Here is a 19,580-nt window from a genome sequence, read left to right as displayed (position 1 = left end):
CGTTCATGATGTTCGCCGCTTGATTTCACACATGCTGCCCCGGGGGTCCGAAACGCCATGCATCTGCCCACGTTGGAAACGAAGAGGCTGCGGATCCGGCCGCTGCGGATGGAGGATCTGGACGACTGCCACCAGCTCTACGTCGACATCGACTGGACGGACAAGGCGGTGAGCGCGGACGAGAACCTGAAGCGGCGCCGCGAGTGGCTGGAGTGGACGGTCCGCAACTACGAGCAGCTCGCGCGGCTGTACCACCCCCCCTATGGGGAACGGGCAGTTGAACTCAAGGAGAGCGGCCAGTTCGTGGGACTGGTGGGCCTCGTGCCGTTGCTGGAGCCCTTCGGCCAGTTGCCCTCTTTTGGTGGAGTGGAAGGCTCGCGCTTCTCCGCGGAGGTCGGGCTCTTCTGGGCAACGGCACCGGCCTGGCAGCGACGGGGATACGCCACGGAGGCCGCTCGCGCACTGGTGGAGCATGCCTTCAGCAGCTTGAAGCTGGGCCGGATCCTGGCGGGGACCCAGCGAGCCAACACCGCCTCGATGGCGGTGATGCGCCAGTTGGGGATGCGCATCGAGGAGAATCCGTTCCCCGAGCCGCCCTGGTTCCAGGTCACCGGCATCCTGGAAGCAGCTTCCTGGTAGGGTCGCGGGAGCTGCCGTCCCCCCTCTCGGGAGAGTCCCCATGTCCGACCTGAATGCCCGGTTCCAGGAAGCGCAAGTCCAGGTGAAGACGCTGTCGAAGCGTCCCGACAACGACACCCTGCTCCAGCTCTACTCCCTCTTCAAGCAGGCGACGGAGGGCGAGGTGAAGGGGTCGCGTCCGGGCATGATGGATTTCACCGGCCGCGCCAAGTACGACGCCTGGGCCAAGCTCAAGGGCACCCCGCCCGACACGGCGAAGCAGCGCTATGTCGAGCTGGTGAATCGCCTGCTGGGGAAGTGAGTCCGCCCCACGCCGTGGTTTGGCGGCACGCGGCTGTTTCCTTGAGGCGAGGGCACACCTGCACCCGGGGCCTTCGCTTTCGTGCACCTGGGGGTGGGCAATGCACACTGAATCGTCGTGGGTCCGGAGGGCGGAGCTGCTGCTCGCCATCGCCCTACTATCCACTGGCTGCGCGACGCTGACACCATCGCATGGCCAGGAGATGAATCCGCGCTACACGCTGCGCGACGCTTTGGGTCCTGCGTTGGCCAAGGGGTCAAGCGAGAAGCATTCGTACACCATCCCTTCCGCATCACCCACTCCGCCCGAATCCGAAGTGCCGGAACGGCTGCTCCGTCGCCGGGTCCCCCGTCAAACCAGACCAAAGGCCGACAGCGTCATGGATGTAGTACCCCTTGATGCTGCGAAGCCCGTGCGGCAGAGCGCCATCGCGGCCCATCTCGCGTTTCTCGGAGCCGTTGGCGACGTGTCCGGCTCCACCCGCCGCATCTCCGGCGAACTCTCCAGGCTCAAGGCCAGCAGGGCTGGCATCGCCGGCCGGCACGCCGCTCTGTTCATGCCTCCCCTCGATTATGGTGTTCAGCAACTGCAACGGATTGACGCTGAACTCGCTGCTGCCGCCAGGCTGTCCAATGTCGCCTCGGAGGTCAATGACCCGGACATGCAGCTCGCCATCCTGAGACTCAATGGACCAAGGCTCCAGTCCGCTCTACTGGGCGTCCTCCTGCTCGACGTATGGCTCGACTTAGATAACGGCTGGCCGGATGCTGACGCGGAATGAGATCTTGGACACCACCGCGGCGGTCATGGAGCGCTACAGCATCCCGATGAACTTCACCCCCTGGAGAGGACGATGAGCGAGGGACGTCCCTGGGAGGGCAACTGGAGGGTCCGCTTGTATGAGCGGATCCGCGAGCGCGGTTATGAATCGCTCACCGCCTTCGCCGAGGCACGCCCCACCGCCTCACTGGTGGCGCTCGCCAAGGAGCTTGGCGAAGACGACCTCAACGCCGTGCAGGTGTTCACCGGATTGGTGGCTGAAGCAGAGCGGACTCATCAGCTCACCCGTCTGGTGCGCGCACAACTCGTGCGCGAACTGTGCGAGTGTCTTCCTGACGGCTGGCCGGCCGTACTGGACGACGCCAGCCGTTTCAAGGTCGCCAAGGCGATCGGCTTGTGGATTGCCTTCACCCCAGAACCCCATAAGGAGCGTGCCAGGCAAGTCAGGACAGCGCTCCTCGCCACGCCGCCTCCCCCCAAATGGCGCCCTCTTGGTCCCGACGATGAACTGCTGCGCACGCTCCTGCCCGATGAGACAGTCTAAGAGCCAGCTTCTTTCTATAGACTCCCGAGCTGCCTGTCCCAGTCATACACATTCTCGAGCAGCACCGCCGTGCAGGCACCGGACACGTGCTCGAAGGACACCGGCTCCAGCGCCAGGAGACGCTCGCGCTGGAATGCCGGATCCGCCACCACGTCCCGGTGTTTCAGCTCACCCGCCAGGGAAACGGCACGGGGCAGTTGTCGGAGGATGGCCTCGAGGCTGTCTTCCCGGGTCGCCCGGGCCATGCGCTTCGCGGCCAATTCCAGACGCGTGAACACCGAGCCCTCCTCCTCCGGACACCACGCACCCATGACCCAATCACAGGAGGCCCTCATCACCTCCTCCAAGGTGAGCACCTCCTTCGTGCGCCACCACCTCCTCCTCCCCGGGAGGCACGTCCTGCATCTGCCCTGGGGCCGGAAAGCCCCCCCCCCGCCGGTACTGCTCGCCACACCGCGTCCCCTCCTCGCGCACCCCCTGACGCACCGCGGGGTAGCTGCCATGCAGGAAGGGCGGCATTCAAAGCGGCATGTGGGAATCCATGACCCACATCGCTTTCCAGGAAATCTGGACTACCCATGTTGTACGAAAAATCTTATAAAGGCGTCAAATTGCAGTTGGGGTGTACGGAAGCAGCGGCGCCGGGGTGGGGTGTGGAGTCCCCGGCGCGCTCGGTCAGGCCTTGGTGCTCCTGGGGACTCGAGACCCCAGGCGCTCGTGTGGTTTCGCGCGGTTGGGGACGGCCTCCCCGTTGCTCTGTGCCCGCCCAGGAGGAATGACCGATGCGAATCGACAGCGCGGGATGGACGCACGTGGGCCGCCGCGCCCACAACGAGGATGCCTGGACGAGCCGGGCCGACCTGGGCCTGTTCGTCGTGGCCGATGGAATGGGCGGTTACGAGGGCGGCGAGGTGGCCAGCCGCTGCGTGGTGGATACCTTCTCCGGCCTCTGTGAGCGCCTCGCCCGGGACCCCGAGGCCACCTGGCCTCACTGCCGCCACTCCCAGCTCAGCCACGAGGAGGATCTGCTCCTCAACTGCACGCGGCTCGCCCAGCGCGCCGTGCGCGCCCGCCGCCAGGGGCCCCTGCACCAGATGGGCTCGACCGTGGTGGCGCTCGCCCTGGGGACCGAGGGCGCCGCCGTGGCGCACGTGGGCGACAGCCGCCTCTACCGGCTGCGCGCAGGTTGTCTGGAGGCCCTCACGCGCGACCACTCCATCCTCGAGGAGCTGCGACAAGCGGGCGTCAAGATGGCCTCCCGCGCCGACAGCATGTATGGCCATCTCATCACCCGTGCCCTGGGCACCGACAGCGCGGAGCCCACCGTGCGCCGGCTCGACATCCAAGCCGGGGACGTGTACCTGCTGTGCTCGGATGGGCTCTATGAGCCACTCGGGCCCGAGCGGCTGGCGGCCCGCCTCGGCCAGGGCGACACGGAGGGACTCGCCGAGCGGCTGGTGGAGGAGGCCTACGAGCTGGGCGGCCGGGACAACATCACCGCGGTGCTCGTCTCCGTGAGGGAGTGAGCCCGGACGCTGCCGGCGTCGATCGGGGAGTTCTCGGAGTTGGAGCGGTTGTGGCTGGGCTCGACGGGGCTCAGGCAACTGCCCGGGGAACTGGGCCGGCCCGAGCGGCTGACGTTCCTCGACCTGCAAGCGACGGAACTCAAATCCCTTCCGGCTTGCCTCTTCCAGATGAAGAGCCTCAAGACACTGGACCTGTAGTGGGGACGCTCTGACGCTACTGCGTCAGGTCGTCCAGCACGTCGGAGAGGGTCGTGGCGTTCTGGGCCCGATCGAACCAGCGGTCGAGGGTCGCCAGATCCGTGCAGGTGAGGATGCGCTGCCGGGCCGCTTCGTCGACGTCCAGACCCCGCGTGGCGAGAACCCGCAGGACGTACTCGGCACGCCCTCGGATCAGACCCTCCTCCCGGCCTTCTTGTCGGCCCTCTTCCCGGCCCTTCGCCAGACCTTGTTGGCGACCACGCTCGATGAGTTCCTCGCTATAGCTCCGCATCAGCTCCTCCGCTCGTTGCTCATCCATCACCGAATGTAACACCCTCCCGGTGGCTTCATGGACGGCCGTGTCCCCGATCCACAGCAGGTAGCGGATGAGCACCACCAGGTGTTCGGCCCCCTCGTGGGCTGTCTGCACCCGCGTGAAGAGCGCCACCCAATCAGGCAACTTCTGGGCCAGCTCCTCGGTACGCCCATAGCGCAGCACCAGCCAGGCCAACTGGGCCAGCGGTGGGCCTGGGCGCGCCCTCAGCGCCTCCTCCCGCTCGGCGGTCAGGTCGTCCAAGAGGTACTCGAAGCGCGGCACCAGCGCTCGCCACCGCGCTCGCTGTTCCTCCTCTTCACCCGGAAGGTCGAAGAGGTCCTCCACCCGGCGCGGCGCCGTCCAGGCTCCGTCTGGCCCGTGGTACATGACGAGTGGGATGACGAGGGGGAGCAGTGCACTTTCCGGATGCTCTTGGCGCCAGCGCTCCACCTGGCGCACCACGTAGCGCAGCATGCGCAGCGCCATCCACCTGTTCACCGTGGACTGATGCTCCAGCAGCACATACAGCAGCAGCGGGCGACCCGTGTTCAATCGAGCCGTGAAGAGCAGGTCACTCTCGGTCTCCCGTAACTCCGGGTCCACCACGCTGCCGGGCTCTCGCCGCAAGGATGCCCAATCCACCTCGGAGACGACATGCGGGGGCAGGACGGCGCGCAGTTCGGCCGCCGCCCGCTCGGGGTGGCCGAAGGTGTAGCGGGCGAAGAGGTCATGCGGTCCAGACATGGCGAGCCGCGCTCCAAGCATGCGGCGGGCCAATGTCTCCGAAACGAGTTCTGTGACACCTTCTTCGGCCTTCTTCGCCTACGAGCTGGGCGGCCGGGACAACATCACCGCGGTGCTCGTCTCCGTGAGGGAGTGAGTCCCCTCCGGACTACTCGGGCTCCTCGGGCAGGAGGCCGTGGCGGCGGGCCAGGGCACGCAGGTGTTTGCGATCCACTCCCGCCTGCCGCGCCGCCTCCGAGAGGTTGCCCTTCGCGCGCGCCAGCACGTCCCGCAGGTAGTGCCGCTCGAAGGACTCCACCACCGCCTGCTTCGCCTCGGCGAAGGGCAGGTCCGTGCGCAACGTCAGCTCCGCCCCCGTCCCCTGGGGCTGGAGCGACAGCCGCAACTGCTCGAAGCTCCCCGCCCCGGGCGAGAGCACCAGCGAGCGCTCCAACACGTTGCGCAGCTCGCGCACGTTGCCCGGCCAGTCGTGCCCGGACAGCAGCTCCAGGCCCGGGCCTCGCACCGCGCCCGGCGCGAAGCCCCGGCGGCGCAGCAGCTCCGCCACCAGCAGGGCCAGGTCCTCGCGGCGCTGGCGCAGCGCGGGCAGCGTCAGCGTCACCACCGCCAGCCGGTAGTAGAGGTCCGAGCGGAACATTCCCTCGGCCACCGCCAGCGACAGGTCCACCCGCGAGGCCGCCACCACGCGCACGTCCACGGCCTGCTCGGCGTCGCCTCCCACCGGGCGTACCCGGCGCTCCTCCAGCACGCGCAACAGCCGCGCCTGCACCGCCGGGGAGATGCCCGCCAGCTCGTCCAGGAAGAGCGTGCCCCCACGCGCCCGCGCGAAGGCTCCCGCCCGCGCCGCCAGCGCTCCCGTGAAGGCGCCCTTCACGTGGCCGAACAGCTCGCTCTCCACCAGCCCCTCCGGCAGCGCGCCACAGTCCACCGCCACGAAGGGCCCCTTGCGCCGCGCGCTCGCCTCGTGGAGCGCCCGCGCCACCCCCTCCTTGCCCGTCCCCGTCTCGCCCTGCACCAGCACCGTCGTGTCCGTGGGCGCCACGTGCTCGAGCACCGCGAACAGCTCGCGCATCGCCAGGCTCTCGCCCACCAGCTCCCCGAAGCGCCGCGCCTGGCTGGGCGCCACCTCCCACGGCTGTCCCTGCGCCTGGATGCGCACGAAGCTGCGCCCCAGCTTGAAGGTGGCCCCCACGCGCACCCGCGCCTCGCCCAGCCGCGAGCCCTCGTAGAGCGTGCCGTTGCGGCTGCCCAGATCCCTCACCCCGAAGCCCGCCTCCTCGGCCCACACCTCCAGGTGCTCGCCCGACACGCGTGGATCGCTCAGCCGCAGCGCGCACCCCTCGCGCGTGCCCACCCGCACCGGCTCGCTCCCGAGCGCCACCGCGCGTCCGGCATCCGGCCCGTCGATGACGACGAGCTGGCAGCGCCGCGGGGTGGGGCCGCCGGGGCTGTCCTGCTGGGTGGAGAGGGCGGTCTCGGACACGGGGCCGCGCTAGTCTAGGCCGGGTGAGGGAGCTGCCGCGACAGTTGGGGCCCTACCGCCTCGTGCGCCGGCTGGGCGCGGGGGGCATGGCCGAGGTGTTCCTCGCCCTGGCCTTCGGCGCCAGCGGCTTCGAGAAGCGCGTGGTGCTCAAGGTGCTCCGCCCCGAGCACGTGGGCAATCCCACCTACGAGCGGATGTTCCTCGAGGAGGGCCGGCTGGGCGCGCGGCTCGGCCACCGCAACCTCGTGGGCGTGCACGACCTGGGCTTCGCCGAGGGCGTCTACTACGTGCGGCTGGACTACGTGGAGGGCGCGGACCTGGCGAGCCTCCTGACGCGCTCGCTCCCCGGGGAGGCGCTGGCGCTCTTCGTGGCGGACGAGCTCGCCCTGGGGCTCGCCGCGGTGCACGGGCTGGAGGACGAGGCGGGCCGGCCGCTCGGGCTGGTGCACCGGGACGTGACGCCCTCCAACGTGCTGGTGTCCCGACTGGGCGAGGTGAAGCTGGCGGACTTCGGCATCGCCAAGGCCACGCTGCTGCGCGACCAGACGCGCGCCGGGGTGCGCAAGGGCACCTACGCCTATATGTCCCCGGAGCAGGTGCGGGGCCGCGCGCTGGGACCCGCGAGCGATCTCTTCTCGCTGGGCATCACCCTGCACGAGCTGCTCACCGGGCGTCGGCCCTTCGATGGGGACACGCCGCTGGAGACGATGGAGCGCATCCGCGAGGCCCGGGTGGGACCGCTGTCGGACGTGGCCGAGGACGTGCGGCCGGTGCTCCGGGCATGTCTGGCACGTGCGCCCGAGGAGCGGGTGGCCTCGGCCGAGGCGTTGCGGCGGATGCTCTCCCCGCCGCGGCGCGCACGACCCGAGGGCGGGCCTTCCGAGCTGGCCCACTGGGTGCGCGAGGGCCTGGGGCAGGGGCCCACGGGCGGCGCTCCCGGCGAGACGGTCCTGGAGGAGTAGACGCGTCCGGCCTCCAGCGGATGGGTGAGCGTGGCGCAGTCGGATTCAGCCTTCCAAGGACACCGTCCATGACGGCCCGGGTGGGTGCACTGGCGAACGCTCACGGTGAAGAAGAAGGTGACTTCGTCCGGCGGGCACTATAACGCGCCGCGCCATGCGTCAGCCCCCGCCTCCTGGAACCTCGCTGGAAGCCCCGAAGCCCCCGGCACGCGCCCGGCTCTCGTGGCTCGTGGACGCGGGCTGTCTGGCGCTCCTGATCGTGACGAGCTGGAAGCTGCTCCATGGGCTGGAGCGCGGCGTGGATCTCACCATGTGGGACGAGGCGGACTACCTGCGCCGGGGGCTGACGCTGTCCTGGTCCCACCTGCCGGCCGCGGAATGGGGGCCGCTGTACTCCCTCTGGTACACCGCCCTGTCGCGCCTCTGGCCGGAGCCGATCGCGCTCCACTCCGCCAACCTCCAGGTGCTCTGCGTCCTCACCTCCGTGGGCGCCTACGTCTTCATGCGGAGGATGGGCGCGCGGCCACTTCTCGCGCTGCTGGGCGCCGCCGTCTACCTGCTGTCCGCGGCTCCGCACGTCACGCCCCGGCCGACGCTGCTCGCCCTGCTCGTGCTGGAGCTCGCGCTCGTGGTGGCCTCCTTCCTCGAGTCCAGGGAGGAGTTCTGGGCCGTCATCGCGACGGGGCTGCTCGTGGCCTCGTTCGCGCGCCCGGAGTTCTTCCTGGCCTTCCTGCTCGCCTCGGCCCTCTTCCTCGGGTGGCTCGTGCGCGGAGCCGTGCGCGAGCACCACACCTGGCGCGGTCGGCGGTGGACCGTGGCCACCGGGTTCGCCCTCGGAGTGGTGCTGTTGCTCCAGGGGCTCGGCAACCCCTTCGGCGACACGAAGAATCGCCGCTTCTATGCCTTCTGCCAGCACTTCGCCTACCAGTACGTTCAGCACACGCACGGCCCGGAGGACCCCTGGAACCAGTGCCCACGGGTGATCCGCTCCGTCTTCGGCGAGGTGGACAGCGTGGGGGCCGCCCTGCGCGCCAACCCCGAGGCCTTCCTCTGGCACGTGGGCACCAACGTGAAGTCCTTCGCCGACGCCTCCCTCGAGCTCTTCGCCCAGGGCCCGGGTGACCTCTCCGCCACACGAGGGCCGTGGGACCTGGCGCGGGTGGAACGGGTGCTGCTGCTCGCGGCCCTCGGAGTGCTGGGGGCGGGCCTGCTCTGGCGGTGGCGTCGGTGGCGGAGCGCGCTGGCCGAACCGCGAGTCCAGCGGATGCTCTGGGTGCTGGCCCTCGTGGAAGTGCCCACCCTGCTGTCCGCGCTGCTGCTCATGCCGCGCAAGCACTACCTCATCATCCAGGGGGTGTTCGTCCTCGCCCTGTTCATGCTGCTCGGCTCCCAGGTGGACGCGGCGGCACCGCGCCACGTGCGGAGGGCCGTGGGCGGGCTGCTGGCGCTCGGCCTCGCGCTCCTCACCCCCAACCTCGCCGAGCGCCTCTCCACGGAAACGGGCGGCGCCCCAGCGCGGCAGGTGCACCTGCAGCGGGTGCGCGCCATCGAGGCACTCGGGCTGGTGGAGCAGTTGCCTCCGGGCGAGCAACTGCCGCTGCTGGAAGCCGAGGGCGGCTACGATGCCTACCTCGGGCCCCGCTCCTACTACGCGGTGCTGCACCACACCCCGGGGGTGTCCTTCGACGAGTTGCTGCGCGAGCACAAGGTGGCGGCGATCCTCCTGACCGATGAGCTGCGCCGGTATCCCCGCTTCCGCGACGACCCGCTCTTCCAGTCGTTCATGGCGAACCCCGAGGACTTCGGCTTCACCCTCCTGCCCCTGGGCGCGCGAGGCGAGGCCCTGGCCCTGCTCTCGCCCGGGCACGTGGAGCCGAGCCGCACCGGGCTGGGGCGGCGCTGACTCGCCACCAAGGCCCCCTTCGAGCTGAACAACGCGCTGCTGCCGTCAGCCCGCTCGGGCCACCTGCTCCTCGCGTCCAGGCAGGGCGCTCTCGAGCCAGGTGACGGCGGCGCGCAAGGGATCCCGGCCCCGGATGCGCTCCCCCGTGACGCGGGCCTGCTCCCGCACCGCCCCATCGCTGGCGAGCGCGCGGAGTCCCTCGGCGAGCCGCTCCACCGTCAGCGCCCGCTTGGGAAGGGGCTTCGGGCCCAGACCGCGCTCGTGGACGTGGCGGGCGAACATGAACTGGTCGAACGCGTGGGGCACCACGAGCTGGGGAATGCCCGCGCGCGCCGACGCCGCGGTGGTCCCCGCCCCACCATGGTGCACCACGCCCGCCAGCCGCGGGAAGAGCAGCCCATGCGACACGGGGCCCAGCACCTGCACGGTGGGACCGAGCGCCTCGCCCTCCCCGAGCCCCGCCCACCCCGCGGACAAGAGCAGCCGGACCCCGGCCTTCCGCGCGGCCTCGAGCACCCACCGCGTGGTCCTCGCGGGATCGTTGTCCGGCATGCTCCCGAAGCCCACGTAGAGGGGTGGAGGCCCCGCGCTCAGGAACGCCTCCGTCTCGGGCGGCAACGGCCGGTCGTCCGGCAGCGCGAAGGAGCCCACCTGGGGGACCTGGGCGAGGTCGGGCGGCGCCGGCATGAGCTCCGGATCGCACGCGAGCAGCGTCTTCTCGGGGGAAAAGATGGAGCCGAAGAGATCCTCGTCACGCGGCAGCCCCCGCCGTGCGCGCTGCGCGTTGTAGGACTCGTCCATCATCCGGTTGTAGAAGCCCCTCGCGGCCCGCCAGATCAGCCGGTTCAGCCAGTGCGGCGCCCGGGTGAGTGGCACCATCAGCATCGGATGGAACGCGGAGGGGAGGATCTGCGGCGTGTAGCCGATGTAGCGGTAGGGCACCCCCGCCGCCCCCGCGAGCAGGTGCCCCGCCATCACCGAGCCTCCACCCACCACCAGCTCCACACCCCGGAGCCACGGCTCGATGTGCGCCACCTGCAGCTCGAACTCGCTGGCGATGATCGAATGGAGCGTCCGGACGAAGCCGAGCGGGGAGCGCGTGTGCTCACGGGTCTTGGCGAGCACCTCCCGCGAGTCGTGGCCGCACGGATGGAAGGGGATGCCGAACGCCTCGGCCTCCCCCTGGAACCCGGGAGAAGCGAGCAGCGTCACCGTATGACCGGCCCGGCGCAGCGCCACCGCGAGCGCGAGCATGGGTTGGAAGTCACCGCGCGAGCCGGAGGCAATCAACAGAGCGTGCATGGGCGCAGGATACGGCACCCGGCCCCTTGCCCGGGTGACTCGTTCCATCAGGCGTCCATGGGCCCGCGGACACACATGGGCTGGACGGACACACCACCAGACAGGCAGGTCGCGGCAAGTACCCGAGGGGCCGGGCGGTGATGCCCGAGATGTCGGCAGGTAGGCAGCTGTCCCCAGTACCTTGCTTGCTGGCGAGCGGAGGTCTGAACACCTTGTAAGAGGAATGGGCCGATTCGCCTCAGCATGGGCGGTGATCCTCACCGTGGCGTTCTGGGCGCTCCCCGCCGGGGCGACAGTCCTCGAGCTTCATCGACCGCTCGCTCCCCCTCCAACCTTGCCGGATCATCCCGCCTTCGAGGAGCTGCTCTTCGCGTTCGCCGACCCCGAGCGCGCCCTGGCCGGAGGGTTGACCGCGCCCTCGCTCGACCTCGCCGTGCGCGCCCGGGCCTGGGGCTTCATCCCGGCGACGCAGTACGAGCAGCGCGCCGCCCTGGACTCGCTCTCCGAGCCCATGAAGAACCTGACGATGTCCGAGCTCCCGGCGGGACGGCAGCTCGTCTCCCTGCTCGCCCTGGGCCCCGATGGAGAGCAGGTGCGCCTGCGCGACCTGGGCCCGAGGCTCAGTGGACCCGACAGCTTGCTGCAGCGAGGACTCAACTCGACGCTCGGCTATCTGCGCGTGCCCAAGCCGGTGGCCATCGTCGCCGCGAGCGCGGCGGCGCTCGGGCTCCTCCACCAGTTCGGCACCCGGCCCGCCGACAACCTGGGCGTGCCCATCTCGCTCAGCGGCACCCTGCTCAACAGGCGCCTGCACACCTCCGTCCGTCTGAGTTCCGAGCGCCATTTCCAGAACGCCCGCGCGGACATCTCGTTGCGATGGAGCCTGCCGGAGATCTCCCTGCACACCTTGCGCCTCGAGCAGCTCGAGGTGGGAGGCGCGGCGGCGCGTACCCCCGAGGGGCTCCTGCTCGACACGCGGTGGGCGAACCTGAGGGGCCGGCTGTCGTGGCTCGAGTTCTGCCTGGGCGTCCACTCCAGTCAGGCCGAGCCGGCCCTGTGGACGGTGCTCGAGACGGGAGTGAAGCGCGAGAGCTTCAGCGTCCACACCCTGATCAGCCACCAGTGGGAGACGGCGCGCTTGCGCTTCATGGCCACGGCCACGCTGCGCACCGGCCAGGTGATGTCCGGCGTCTTCGTCGGCAGCCAGGATCGCGTGAAGCACACCTTCGGGCTGATTGGCATGGGCACCTTCTGAACCTCTTGGCTACGCTGCCGCGCCACAACGACGGCGCGAGGGGCGAATGGCCAAGGGTTTGCGGAAATGGAGTCAGGTGAAGCGCGGCGTGCGGAACCCGGCGCCCTCGAACGAGCAGTTGGCGGGCAGCGGGCTCCAGCGCCGGGTGGAGGCCCTGCTCGCGCGGATGACGCTCGAGGAGAAGGTGGGACAGCTCGCGCAATACTCGGTGGGAACGCCCACGGGACCGGGCACCGGCCGCAGCGACTACGAGACGCTGGTGCGCGCCGGCGCCGTCGGCTCGATGCTCAACGTGGTGGGGGCCCAGGAGACCAATCGCTACCAGCGCATCGCGGTCGAGCAGAGCCGCCTCGAGATTCCGCTGCTGTTCGGCTTCGACGTCATCCACGGCTACCGCACCACGATGCCCATCCCCCTGGGCATGGCGGCGAGCTTCGATCCGGCCCTGGTGGAGCAGGCCATGCACCTGGCCGGCACCGAGGCCGCCGCCGAGGGCATCCGCTGGGCCTTCTCGCCCATGGTCGACATCGCGCGCGACCCGCGGTGGGGCCGCGTCGCCGAGGGCTCGGGAGAGGATCCCTTCCTGGGCGCGGCCATGGCGCGCGCGTACGTCCGGGGCTACCAGGGCTCCTCGCTGTCGGAGTCCACGTCGGTGGCGGCGAGCGTGAAGCACTTCGCCGCCTATGGGGCGGCCGAGGCGGGCCGGGACTACAACACCGTCGACATGTCCGAGCTGAGCCTGAGGCAGGTGTATCTGCCACCCTTCCAGGCCGCCATCGAGGCGGGCAGCGCGACCCTGATGAGCGCCTTCAACACGCTCAACGGGGTGCCCGCCTCGGCCAACACCCACCTCCTGACGGACATCCTGCGCGGGGAGTGGGGCTTCAACGGCTTCGTGGTCAGTGATTGGACGGCGGTGGCGGAGCTGAAGAACCACGGCATCGCCCTGGATGGCCCATCCGCCGCGATCAAGGCGCTGAGCGCGGGCGTCGACATGGACATGGAATCCCATCTCTACGCGCCGGAGCTGCCCCGGCTGGTGCGCGAGGGGAAGCTGCCCGTGGCGGTGGTGGACGAGGCCGTGCGCCGCGTGTTGCGGGTGAAGTTCGCGCTCGGCCTGTTCGAGAACCCCTACGTGGACGAGAAGGCGGCGGCCTACGTCGCCACCCCGGAGAAGCGCGAGCTGGCCCGGCGCATGGCGGAGGAGTCCATCGTCCTGCTCGAGAACAAGGGAGGCGTGCTGCCCCTCGCCCCGGGCCGGAAGGTGGCCCTCGTCGGCCCGCTCGCGGACGCGCCCGTCGACATGCTGGGGACGTGGAATGGCAAGGGCGACCCCAGGGACGTGGTGACGCTGCGAGCCGCCCTGGAGCACCGGCTGCGCGACACCCCGGGGTCCCTGCGCCACGCGAGGGGCACCGACGTGCTCTCGGCGGACAGCTCGGGCTTCGCGGAAGCGGTGGCGGCGGCCAAGGCCTCGGACGTGGTGATCGCCGCCCTGGGCGAGGACACGAACATGAGCGGCGAGGCCGCCTCCCGCACGCGCATCGATCTGCCCGGCAATCAATTGCAACTGCTCGAGGCACTGGCCGCCACCGGCAAGCCCATCGTGCTGGTTGTCTTCAGTGGCCGCCCGCTGGCCCTCACGGAGGCCCAGCGACAGGTGGCGGCGCTCGTGCAGGCGTGGCAGCCCGGCATCGAGGCCGGTCCCGCGCTGGTGAACCTGCTGTGGGGCGACGTGGACTTCAGCGCCCGGCTGCCCATCTCCTTCCCCCGGAGCCTGGGACAGGTGCCCCTCTACTACAACCATCTCAACACCGGCCGCCCGGCGGGACAGACGGACCTGACGCGCCCCGCCGCCAACGGGGTGGAGAAGTACGTCTCGCGCTACCTGGACGAGCGCAACACGCCGCTCTACCCCTTCGGCCACGGACTCTCCTACACCACGTTCGACTTCACCCCGCCCCAGCCGAGCGCCCCATCGCTCCAGGCCCGCGCCGTGCGCGAGCAGCGGGGAGAGGTGCTGCGCGTGAAGACCCGGGTACGCAACGCGGGCGCGCGCCAGGGCACGGTGGTGGCGCAGCTCTATCTGCGCGTCCTGGGCGCGAGCACCGCGCAGCCCGTGCGCCAGCTCGTGGGCTTCCAGCGCGTCACGCTCGCGCCCGCCGAGTCGCGCGAGCTGGAGTTCCCCCTGGGCTTCCAGGAGCTGTCCTTCTTCGATGCTCGCGCGACCCGTACGGTGGAGCCCGGCACCCGCTACGACCTCTGGGTGGGTGACAGCTCGGAAGCCACCCAACACGCGGCCTTCACCCTGGAATGAGGGCACGCGTGCGGGTCCGGCACAGGGATTCACGATGCGTCCGAGGAAGAGCACGCTCTTCGTCTCCACGTCCTCGATGAGGAAGAGGAAGGGACGGTCCACGACATACGGCTCGGGCATGGATGTCACCGAGCCGACGACCGCGGTGGCGGCGGCCGCCTCGGTTCCCTGCTCGTCCACGGCGATGAAGGCCTGATGTCGCGAGGCCGAGATGAACAGCGCCGCCTGCCGGCTCATCCCCGACAGGTCAGCGCGCTCCGAGAAGGCGTCCACCATGCCGAGCGCCTTCAGCGACTCGTCGAGGGCGAACGCCTGCTTCACCTGGAACTTGGGGAACCCGAGGGCGACGCGACTGTTGCGCAGTCCCGCCCGGACTCCGTCCAGGAAGTCCGCCGACAACCGCGACTCGACCTCCGCGAACCGGCCTTCGTGGGGAACGAGGACGAGCATGCGGAAGGCCGCTCCCTTGTACGGGAGCGCCACGGCATCGAAATCCGCGTCCTCGTGGAGCGGAACCGAGATCGTGGCGCTCATCATCTCGACCTGCCGCGTGCCACCCTCCAGCGTGTGGAACGGGGCCTCGCGAGTCCCCCCCTCGAAGGGCTCCTGCCACGCCCCCTTGAAATAGAGCGCGTTGGCGAGCACCAGGCGGGTGTCGGACGTGAGCGTGCCTTGCTGGAGCAGATCCTGGATGCGCCCCATCGTCTGCTTCTCGACCCAGGTGTTGATGTCTTCGCGGATGGACTCGGACTTCGTGACGAAGTCGACCGCGTACATCCCCGTGCCGTAGTGCTGGGCGAGCACGTCGAGGAAGGGCGACTCGAACGCGAGCCCCTTCTGACCCCAGGCGGCATTCACCACGCGAAACGAGGGCGGAACTCCGCCCTCCACCCTGGCCTCGGTATGGGCCTTGAGCGCCAGGCTCAGCGCGTTCACGGCGGGGTGGAGCCGCTCCTGCGGCAGGGTGAAGTGGAGCGCCTGGGCCATCTGCGACCCGGTGTCGCCGCGCGCGCCCGCGTACACCATCGCGAAGGCCTGGCTGATGCTGTGGGGCGAGAAGAGGACATTTTCTCCCGGTCTGGCGATCCGCCGGTACAGGGAGGCGGCGAAGTCGGTGTTGCCGGAGACGAGTGCCGCGAAGTCCTCGGCCGGGACGTTGGGCTTCGTCACCCGCGCCTTGTCCGAGGCGATGCGTTCTCCAGGTGGCTCGTCCGAGGAGCAACCCGCGAGCCCCAGCGTGGCGATGAGTGAGGAAATCAACCAACGGCGAAGTGAAGGCATGTCTTGCTCCTCCAAGGCGTGTTCGCGCGCCGGTAGAGCAAGGAGCGTGCGCGCGGCGGGAGTGAGAGACTTCAAGGACTTGGCATGTCCGCTGGCGGAGGGAGCCTCGGATTTTCGAGGCGTGCTCAGTCCTCCGACTGGACGTCCTGGAGCGAGAAGCCCCACTCCTCGAGCACCTTCACCTCGTCCTGCGCGCTGCGCGTCTTCTTGAAGCGCGCCCCCGGCACGCCCTTCACCCGGCGCTCACACGCGGCCCAGGTCGCATGCCGCTTCACGCTGCGCCCCACCTCGCTCAGGTAGGAGTACGCCTTGGCCGAGCCCTCGCGCTGCCGGGGTTTCTCCTCGGGCAGGGAGGTGTCCTCGGGCACCTGGAGCACGTCCACGCCGTAGCCCGACAAGGGGCCCACGTAGAGCCGCACGCTCCGGCCCTTGGAGTAGGCGACGGCGATCTCATCCACCCGCTCGTTGCCCGGCACGCCCGCGTGCCCCCGCACGTAGCGCCACTCCACGGCGGCGGCCTCGGAGGGGAAGGACTGCTTGCGCTCGGCCAGCAATGCCATCAATCGCTTCCAGTAGACGGCGTTGGCCACGTCGCCGCCCTCGGCCGTCTTCCACCCGCGCCGGCTCCACCCGAACGCCCAGCGGGTGATGCCCTGGATCACGTAGGTGGAGTCCGTGTGGATGAACAGCGGCCCCGGCGTGCGCTCCAGGTGGCGCAGCGCCTTGCCCACCGCCGTGAGCTCCATGCGGTTGTTGGTCGTCTCCGGCTCGTGGCCCCCCAGCTCCGTCACCTCGCCCGCGGGCGTGACGATGATGGCTCCCCAGCCGCCCGGGCCGGGATTGCCGGAACATGCACCATCAGCGAACACCAGGGTGGGACGGCTCTCCATACCGGCACCCTATGCGCCCTGGCCTCCCACCGCCAGGACGACGAACACCGGCCCTCGTGAGGCGTGGTGAAGCGAGACACTACCTCCCGTCATCCACCATTTTGAATACATACATCACATCAGTGAAAAGCCATTCACAAGGAGGCCCGGTTGTCTTAAACTCACCAAGGCCGGATTCCGGCCATGACGAAAGGTAATGAGATGACCAAGTCGATCTTGTCTGCTTTTGCGATCGCGTTGCTGGCAATGGGTTGTGGGCAGCCGTCCGAGGAGATCCTCACGACGGGCACTCAGTCGAAGAACAACGAGGTGGCGGTCGAGGGGGGCCAGGAGGAGGGCCGCGTGTCGGCGATGGCGCTGTGTGGTACCGGCCTCTACTGTTCCGCGAGCGCCGCCAATGGCGCCACGGGGTGTCAGCAGTACACGGGTGGGCCCACCATCTACTGCTGCCCGAGCGGCTATGGGCTCATCAACGGCTCGTGCGTGCCGCCCTGCGGGACGGGCCTGTTCTGCGGCTGGAACTACGTCTCGGGCTCCAACGTCTGCGTCCAGAACCCGAGCAACACGACCGCCATCTACTGCTGCCCGTACGGCAAGAGCTACACCAGCACCGGCTGCATCTAGCCCGCGGGTGTAGCCGCGGCACGTCAGCCGAAGCGCTCGCGGAACGCGCGCAGGTTGGGACCGTCCCCACCCCGCTCGTACACCGCGAACACCACCCGCTCGAAGGCGCCCGGGAGCGCCGCCAGGGCCCGGGCGAAGGCCTCGGCCACCTCCCGGGGGTCATTGCGGAAGACACCGCACCCCCAGGCCCCGAGCACCAACACCCGGTGGCCCTGGTGGGCCGCCACCCGCAGGACATTCAGGGCCCGGGCCTCGAGCACCTCGCGGATGCGGGGGCGCAGGGAGGGGTCGCGCCGCAGGGCCTCGCCCGCGTTGGGCGCGGGAGAGGTGAGGAGCGAGGCCAGGAAGGGCCGCTCCAGCAACGTGCCCTGCTCATCCCGGAAGAAGGGCACCTCGGGCGAGTAGATGAGGTGCTCGGTGTAGAGCATCGACGGCTGCCGCCGGTTCTCGGTGTAGTAGTCGGGCTGACGCAGCAGACAGGCGTAGAGCGCCGAGCACCGGGACAAATCCTCTTCCTGGGCCTTGGCCCCGCCGAGAAAGCCCCCGCCGGGATTCTTCGCGGAGGCGAAGTTGAGCGCGAGCACGCGTGTCACGTCCTCCGCCTCGACGAGCCGGCGCGCCGCCTCCCCCGTCTTCTCGGCGGTCACCTCCAGCCGGGGAGCGCCCCCCACCGGCTCGGGCCGCGTCAGCGCTCCGAAGTCCGAGGGACGGTAGAGCCGCGTGCCCCGCGTGGCCCGCTCCACCTCGTCCCTCAACGACACCTTCCGGCCCGACGGCGCCTCGTACTCCCCCTGCTCCACGATCCGCACCGTCTCGCTCGCGACGCCCACCAAAGACATGACCCGTCCTCCTGTTCCCCTCCGCGATCCACTCGGGACACGCGAAATCATTGTGTCCCATATACACGAAGGGGGCCTGGAACCTGACCAGCGCACCGGACCGGGCGGCCCCTCCGACGTGTGTTCATCTTCTGCATCGCGTTAGAACAGCAAGAAAAGAAAAATATTAATTCATGGAAACTCGAGTACCTCCCGTGCGATAATCAGGTATTCCTTTCTTTTCTGGTGAACCGAATGCAACGACTGAAAGACCTGATGCTGAAGACGGTGGGACTGCCGCTGTGTGCCGTGCTGCTGTGCGCCTCCGGCTGTGCGCCGCCGGCCGTGGCGCCCTGGAGGCGGCCTCGGTGGAAGTAGGCACGCCGAGCACCGGAACGAACTCCCGGCGCTCGCGGTGAAGCAGGTCCCCCGGGCCCCGGACGACAGGGTGTCCGAGGAGAAACCGAGCGGCTCGGACATCCTGTCCCCTGGCGGCGCCACGCGGCGCCTCGTCGAGCGGCGGGACGTCGGTGGGCCCCGAGCACAGGCCTTGCACACGGTGAGGGATGGAAACCGTGCGGAGGCATGACACATGAAACAGGACGCCATCCTGGGAGCACTGCTGGGGACGGTGGTGGGAGACGCGCTCGGGCTGCCGCGCGAGGGCCTGTCCCGGCGACGTGCGTTGCGCATGTTCGGCGGAGCGCCGCTGCGCCACCGCTTCTTCCTCGGCCGGGGCGTGGGCAGTGATGACACGGAACACGCCTGCATGGTGGCCCAGGCGCTGCTCGCCGCACCGGATTCCCCCGAGCACTTCGCGCGCAACCTCGCCTGGCGGCTGCGGGGCTGGCTGATCGGCCTGCCCGCCGGGATTGGCTGGGCCACGCTGCGCGCCACGGTGAAGCTGTGGCTCGGCTTTCCGCCCGGCCGCAGCGGGGTGGTGTCCGCGGGCAACGGCCCGGCCATGCGCGCGCCGCTGCTGGGCGTGTGTCTCGCGGAGCACCCCGAGCGGCTGGAGGCCTTCGTCCGGGCCTCGAGCCGGATGACCCATCGGGATGCCCGTGCCGAGCAGGGCGCGCTGGCCGTGGCGCTGGCGGCGGCCCATGGTGCCCGGCGGGGCGGCGTGGACGCGGAGGAGATGATGCGCGAGTGGGCGGCCCGCATCGACGAGCCCTCGTTGCGCGAGGCCCTCGTCCGGCTGCGCGCGGCCTGGGAACGGGGCGCGAGCGTGCCGGAGTTCGCCGCGGAGCTGGGGCTCGAGCAAGGGGTGAGCGGCTACGTGATGCACACCGTGCCGGTGGTGCTCTACGCCTGGCTGCGGCACGGCACGGACTTCCAGCGGGCGGTGGAGGAGGTCATCCTGCTCGGCGGCGACAGCGACACCACGGGCGCCATCGTCGGAGCGTTGGCGGGCGCGACCACGGGAGCGGGGGCCATTCCTCCCCGGTGGCTCGAGGGCCTCGCCGAGTGGCCCCGCTCGGTGGGGTGGCTGCGGCGGCTCGGGGAGCGGCTCGCGACCCGGTTCCCGGAGCCGGGAGCACTCGCGACCCCCGGTGCCCTGCCGCTCTTCTGGCCGGCGCTCCTGCCGCGCAACCTGCTCGTGCTCGGCCTCGTGCTGGGGCATGGGTTGCGGCGGCTGCTGCCGCCCTACTGAGCCCGAGCCCGAACTCGGCCGCCCCGGGCGCGCACGAGCCCGA

Annotated in this window: 19 protein-coding genes and 1 pseudogene; 13 read left to right on the top strand and 7 right to left on the bottom strand. The window is 70.0% G+C overall.

Going from position 1 to position 19,580, the window contains the following annotated elements; translation table 11 throughout:
- The first annotated feature begins 57 nt into the window (after positions 1 to 57).
- The 4 genes from CYFUS_RS01290 (at position 58) to CYFUS_RS01275 (ending at position 2,264) form a co-directional block, all read left to right on the top strand.
- A complete protein-coding gene (locus tag CYFUS_RS01290) occupies positions 58 to 639 on the top strand; it encodes a GNAT family N-acetyltransferase (RefSeq protein ID WP_095983551.1) in 582 nt (193 codons plus the stop codon).
- 40 nt (positions 640 to 679) lie between these two features.
- On the top strand, positions 680 to 940 hold the full coding sequence (locus CYFUS_RS01285; protein WP_095983550.1) for an acyl-CoA-binding protein: 261 nt from the start codon (positions 680 to 682) through the stop codon (positions 938 to 940).
- A 100-nt stretch (positions 941 to 1,040) separates the two neighbouring features.
- A complete protein-coding gene (locus tag CYFUS_RS50230) occupies positions 1,041 to 1,721 on the top strand; it encodes a hypothetical protein (protein WP_157758165.1) in 681 nt (226 codons plus the stop codon).
- Positions 1,722 to 1,793: 72 nt separating this feature from the next.
- Positions 1,794 to 2,264, top strand: a complete 471-nt coding sequence (locus CYFUS_RS01275) for an NUDIX hydrolase (protein ID WP_095983548.1) — start codon at positions 1,794 to 1,796, stop codon at positions 2,262 to 2,264.
- A gap of 14 nt (positions 2,265 to 2,278) precedes the next feature.
- On the opposite strand, the gene CYFUS_RS52200 is transcribed toward CYFUS_RS01275, so the two are convergent.
- On the bottom strand, positions 2,279 to 2,542 hold the full coding sequence (locus CYFUS_RS52200) for a hypothetical protein (protein ID WP_232537293.1): 264 nt from the start codon (positions 2,540 to 2,542) through the stop codon (positions 2,279 to 2,281).
- A gap of 504 nt (positions 2,543 to 3,046) precedes the next feature.
- Between CYFUS_RS52200 and CYFUS_RS01265 the strand changes: the two genes are divergently transcribed.
- Entirely contained in the window at positions 3,047 to 3,790 is a 744-nt protein-coding gene (locus CYFUS_RS01265) for a PP2C family protein-serine/threonine phosphatase (protein WP_095983547.1), read from the top strand.
- A gap of 39 nt (positions 3,791 to 3,829) precedes the next feature.
- The gene (locus CYFUS_RS50225) at positions 3,830 to 3,988 is read left to right on the top strand and encodes a hypothetical protein (RefSeq protein WP_157758164.1); all 159 of its coding nucleotides are present in this window, start codon (positions 3,830 to 3,832) and stop codon (positions 3,986 to 3,988) included.
- 16 nt (positions 3,989 to 4,004) lie between these two features.
- Here the strand turns inward: CYFUS_RS50225 and CYFUS_RS01260 are convergent, their stop codons facing one another.
- Together CYFUS_RS01260 and CYFUS_RS01255 are read right to left on the bottom strand one after the other, a co-directional pair.
- Positions 4,005 to 5,048, bottom strand: a complete 1,044-nt coding sequence (locus tag CYFUS_RS01260) for an Rpn family recombination-promoting nuclease/putative transposase (protein ID WP_095991732.1) — start codon at positions 5,046 to 5,048, stop codon at positions 4,005 to 4,007.
- A gap of 148 nt (positions 5,049 to 5,196) precedes the next feature.
- On the bottom strand, positions 5,197 to 6,531 hold the full coding sequence (locus tag CYFUS_RS01255; RefSeq protein ID WP_095983546.1) for a sigma 54-interacting transcriptional regulator: 1,335 nt from the start codon (positions 6,529 to 6,531) through the stop codon (positions 5,197 to 5,199).
- A gap of 44 nt (positions 6,532 to 6,575) precedes the next feature.
- Here CYFUS_RS01255 and CYFUS_RS01250 point away from each other — a divergent pair, with 44 nt between their 5' ends.
- Complete coding sequence (locus CYFUS_RS01250) at positions 6,576 to 7,493, top strand: serine/threonine-protein kinase (protein WP_095983545.1); 918 nt, start codon at positions 6,576 to 6,578, stop codon at positions 7,491 to 7,493.
- Positions 7,494 to 7,647: 154 nt separating this feature from the next.
- Positions 7,648 to 9,396 carry a hypothetical protein gene (locus CYFUS_RS01245; protein ID WP_157758163.1) on the top strand — a complete coding sequence of 583 codons (1,749 nt, stop codon included), beginning with the start codon at positions 7,648 to 7,650 and terminating at the stop codon, positions 9,394 to 9,396.
- 45 nt (positions 9,397 to 9,441) lie between these two features.
- On the opposite strand, the gene CYFUS_RS01240 is transcribed toward CYFUS_RS01245, so the two are convergent.
- Positions 9,442 to 10,698 carry a glycosyltransferase gene (locus CYFUS_RS01240; RefSeq protein ID WP_198316428.1) on the bottom strand — a complete coding sequence of 419 codons (1,257 nt, stop codon included), beginning with the start codon at positions 10,696 to 10,698 and terminating at the stop codon, positions 9,442 to 9,444.
- Positions 10,699 to 10,921: 223 nt separating this feature from the next.
- Between CYFUS_RS01240 and CYFUS_RS01235 the strand changes: the two genes are divergently transcribed.
- Positions 10,922 to 11,953, top strand: a complete 1,032-nt coding sequence (locus tag CYFUS_RS01235; protein WP_232537292.1) for a hypothetical protein — start codon at positions 10,922 to 10,924, stop codon at positions 11,951 to 11,953.
- 46 nt (positions 11,954 to 11,999) lie between these two features.
- Entirely contained in the window at positions 12,000 to 14,270 is a 2,271-nt protein-coding gene (gene bglX / locus CYFUS_RS01230; protein ID WP_232537291.1) for a beta-glucosidase BglX, read from the top strand.
- Between the two features lie 84 nt (positions 14,271 to 14,354).
- Here bglX and CYFUS_RS01225 read toward each other — a convergent pair.
- Positions 14,355 to 15,551: pseudogene (locus CYFUS_RS01225) on the bottom strand (serpin family protein); the annotation flags it as partial.
- A 125-nt stretch (positions 15,552 to 15,676) separates the two neighbouring features.
- Entirely contained in the window at positions 15,677 to 16,441 is a 765-nt protein-coding gene (locus CYFUS_RS01220) for an RNase H family protein (protein WP_095983542.1), read from the bottom strand.
- A 201-nt stretch (positions 16,442 to 16,642) separates the two neighbouring features.
- Here CYFUS_RS01220 and CYFUS_RS01215 point away from each other — a divergent pair, with 201 nt between their 5' ends.
- Positions 16,643 to 17,065 carry a hypothetical protein gene (locus CYFUS_RS01215; RefSeq protein ID WP_095983541.1) on the top strand — a complete coding sequence of 141 codons (423 nt, stop codon included), beginning with the start codon at positions 16,643 to 16,645 and terminating at the stop codon, positions 17,063 to 17,065.
- A 23-nt stretch (positions 17,066 to 17,088) separates the two neighbouring features.
- Here CYFUS_RS01215 and CYFUS_RS01210 read toward each other — a convergent pair whose 3' ends face one another.
- Positions 17,089 to 17,904, bottom strand: a complete 816-nt coding sequence (locus tag CYFUS_RS01210) for a TIGR02452 family protein (protein WP_095983540.1) — start codon at positions 17,902 to 17,904, stop codon at positions 17,089 to 17,091.
- 234 nt (positions 17,905 to 18,138) lie between these two features.
- Here CYFUS_RS01210 and CYFUS_RS53735 point away from each other — a divergent pair, with 234 nt between their 5' ends.
- Positions 18,139 to 18,261 carry a hypothetical protein gene (locus CYFUS_RS53735; protein ID WP_269770196.1) on the top strand — a complete coding sequence of 41 codons (123 nt, stop codon included), beginning with the start codon at positions 18,139 to 18,141 and terminating at the stop codon, positions 18,259 to 18,261.
- A 214-nt stretch (positions 18,262 to 18,475) separates the two neighbouring features.
- Complete coding sequence (locus CYFUS_RS01205; RefSeq protein WP_095983539.1) at positions 18,476 to 19,537, top strand: ADP-ribosylglycohydrolase family protein; 1,062 nt, start codon at positions 18,476 to 18,478, stop codon at positions 19,535 to 19,537.
- The last annotated feature ends 43 nt before the right edge of the window (positions 19,538 to 19,580 follow it).

Source organism: Cystobacter fuscus, assembly GCF_002305875.1.
In the GTDB taxonomy this organism is placed as follows: Bacteria; Myxococcota; Myxococcia; order Myxococcales; family Myxococcaceae; genus Cystobacter; species Cystobacter fuscus_A.
The sequence above is the reverse complement of the archived record's forward strand: the minus strand, read 5'-3'. Positions and strand labels throughout refer to the sequence as shown.

Bases quoted from the DNA above. Each gene is read 5' to 3' on its own strand.
- CYFUS_RS01290 (WP_095983551.1), top strand. From the start codon at position 58: ATGCATCTGCCCACGTTGGAAACGAAGAGGCTGCGGATCCGGCCGCTG.
- CYFUS_RS01285 (WP_095983550.1), top strand. From the start codon at position 680: ATGTCCGACCTGAATGCCCGGTTCCAGGAAGCGCAAGTCCAGGTGAAG.
- CYFUS_RS50230 (WP_157758165.1), top strand. From the start codon at position 1,041: ATGCACACTGAATCGTCGTGGGTCCGGAGGGCGGAGCTGCTGCTCGCC.
- CYFUS_RS01275 (WP_095983548.1), top strand. From the start codon at position 1,794: ATGAGCGAGGGACGTCCCTGGGAGGGCAACTGGAGGGTCCGCTTGTAT.
- CYFUS_RS01265 (WP_095983547.1), top strand. From the start codon at position 3,047: ATGCGAATCGACAGCGCGGGATGGACGCACGTGGGCCGCCGCGCCCAC.
- CYFUS_RS01260 (WP_095991732.1), bottom strand. From the start codon at position 5,048: ATGTCTGGACCGCATGACCTCTTCGCCCGCTACACCTTCGGCCACCCC.
- CYFUS_RS01245 (WP_157758163.1), top strand. From the start codon at position 7,648: ATGCGTCAGCCCCCGCCTCCTGGAACCTCGCTGGAAGCCCCGAAGCCC.
- CYFUS_RS01240 (WP_198316428.1), bottom strand. From the start codon at position 10,698: ATGCACGCTCTGTTGATTGCCTCCGGCTCGCGCGGTGACTTCCAACCC.
- CYFUS_RS01235 (WP_232537292.1), top strand. From the start codon at position 10,922: ATGGGCCGATTCGCCTCAGCATGGGCGGTGATCCTCACCGTGGCGTTC.
- bglX (WP_232537291.1), top strand. From the start codon at position 12,000: ATGGCCAAGGGTTTGCGGAAATGGAGTCAGGTGAAGCGCGGCGTGCGG.
- CYFUS_RS01220 (WP_095983542.1), bottom strand. From the start codon at position 16,441: ATGGAGAGCCGTCCCACCCTGGTGTTCGCTGATGGTGCATGTTCCGGC.
- CYFUS_RS01215 (WP_095983541.1), top strand. From the start codon at position 16,643: ATGACCAAGTCGATCTTGTCTGCTTTTGCGATCGCGTTGCTGGCAATG.
- CYFUS_RS01210 (WP_095983540.1), bottom strand. From the start codon at position 17,904: ATGTCTTTGGTGGGCGTCGCGAGCGAGACGGTGCGGATCGTGGAGCAG.
- CYFUS_RS53735 (WP_269770196.1), top strand. From the start codon at position 18,139: ATGCAACGACTGAAAGACCTGATGCTGAAGACGGTGGGACTGCCGCTG.
- CYFUS_RS01205 (WP_095983539.1), top strand. From the start codon at position 18,476: ATGAAACAGGACGCCATCCTGGGAGCACTGCTGGGGACGGTGGTGGGA.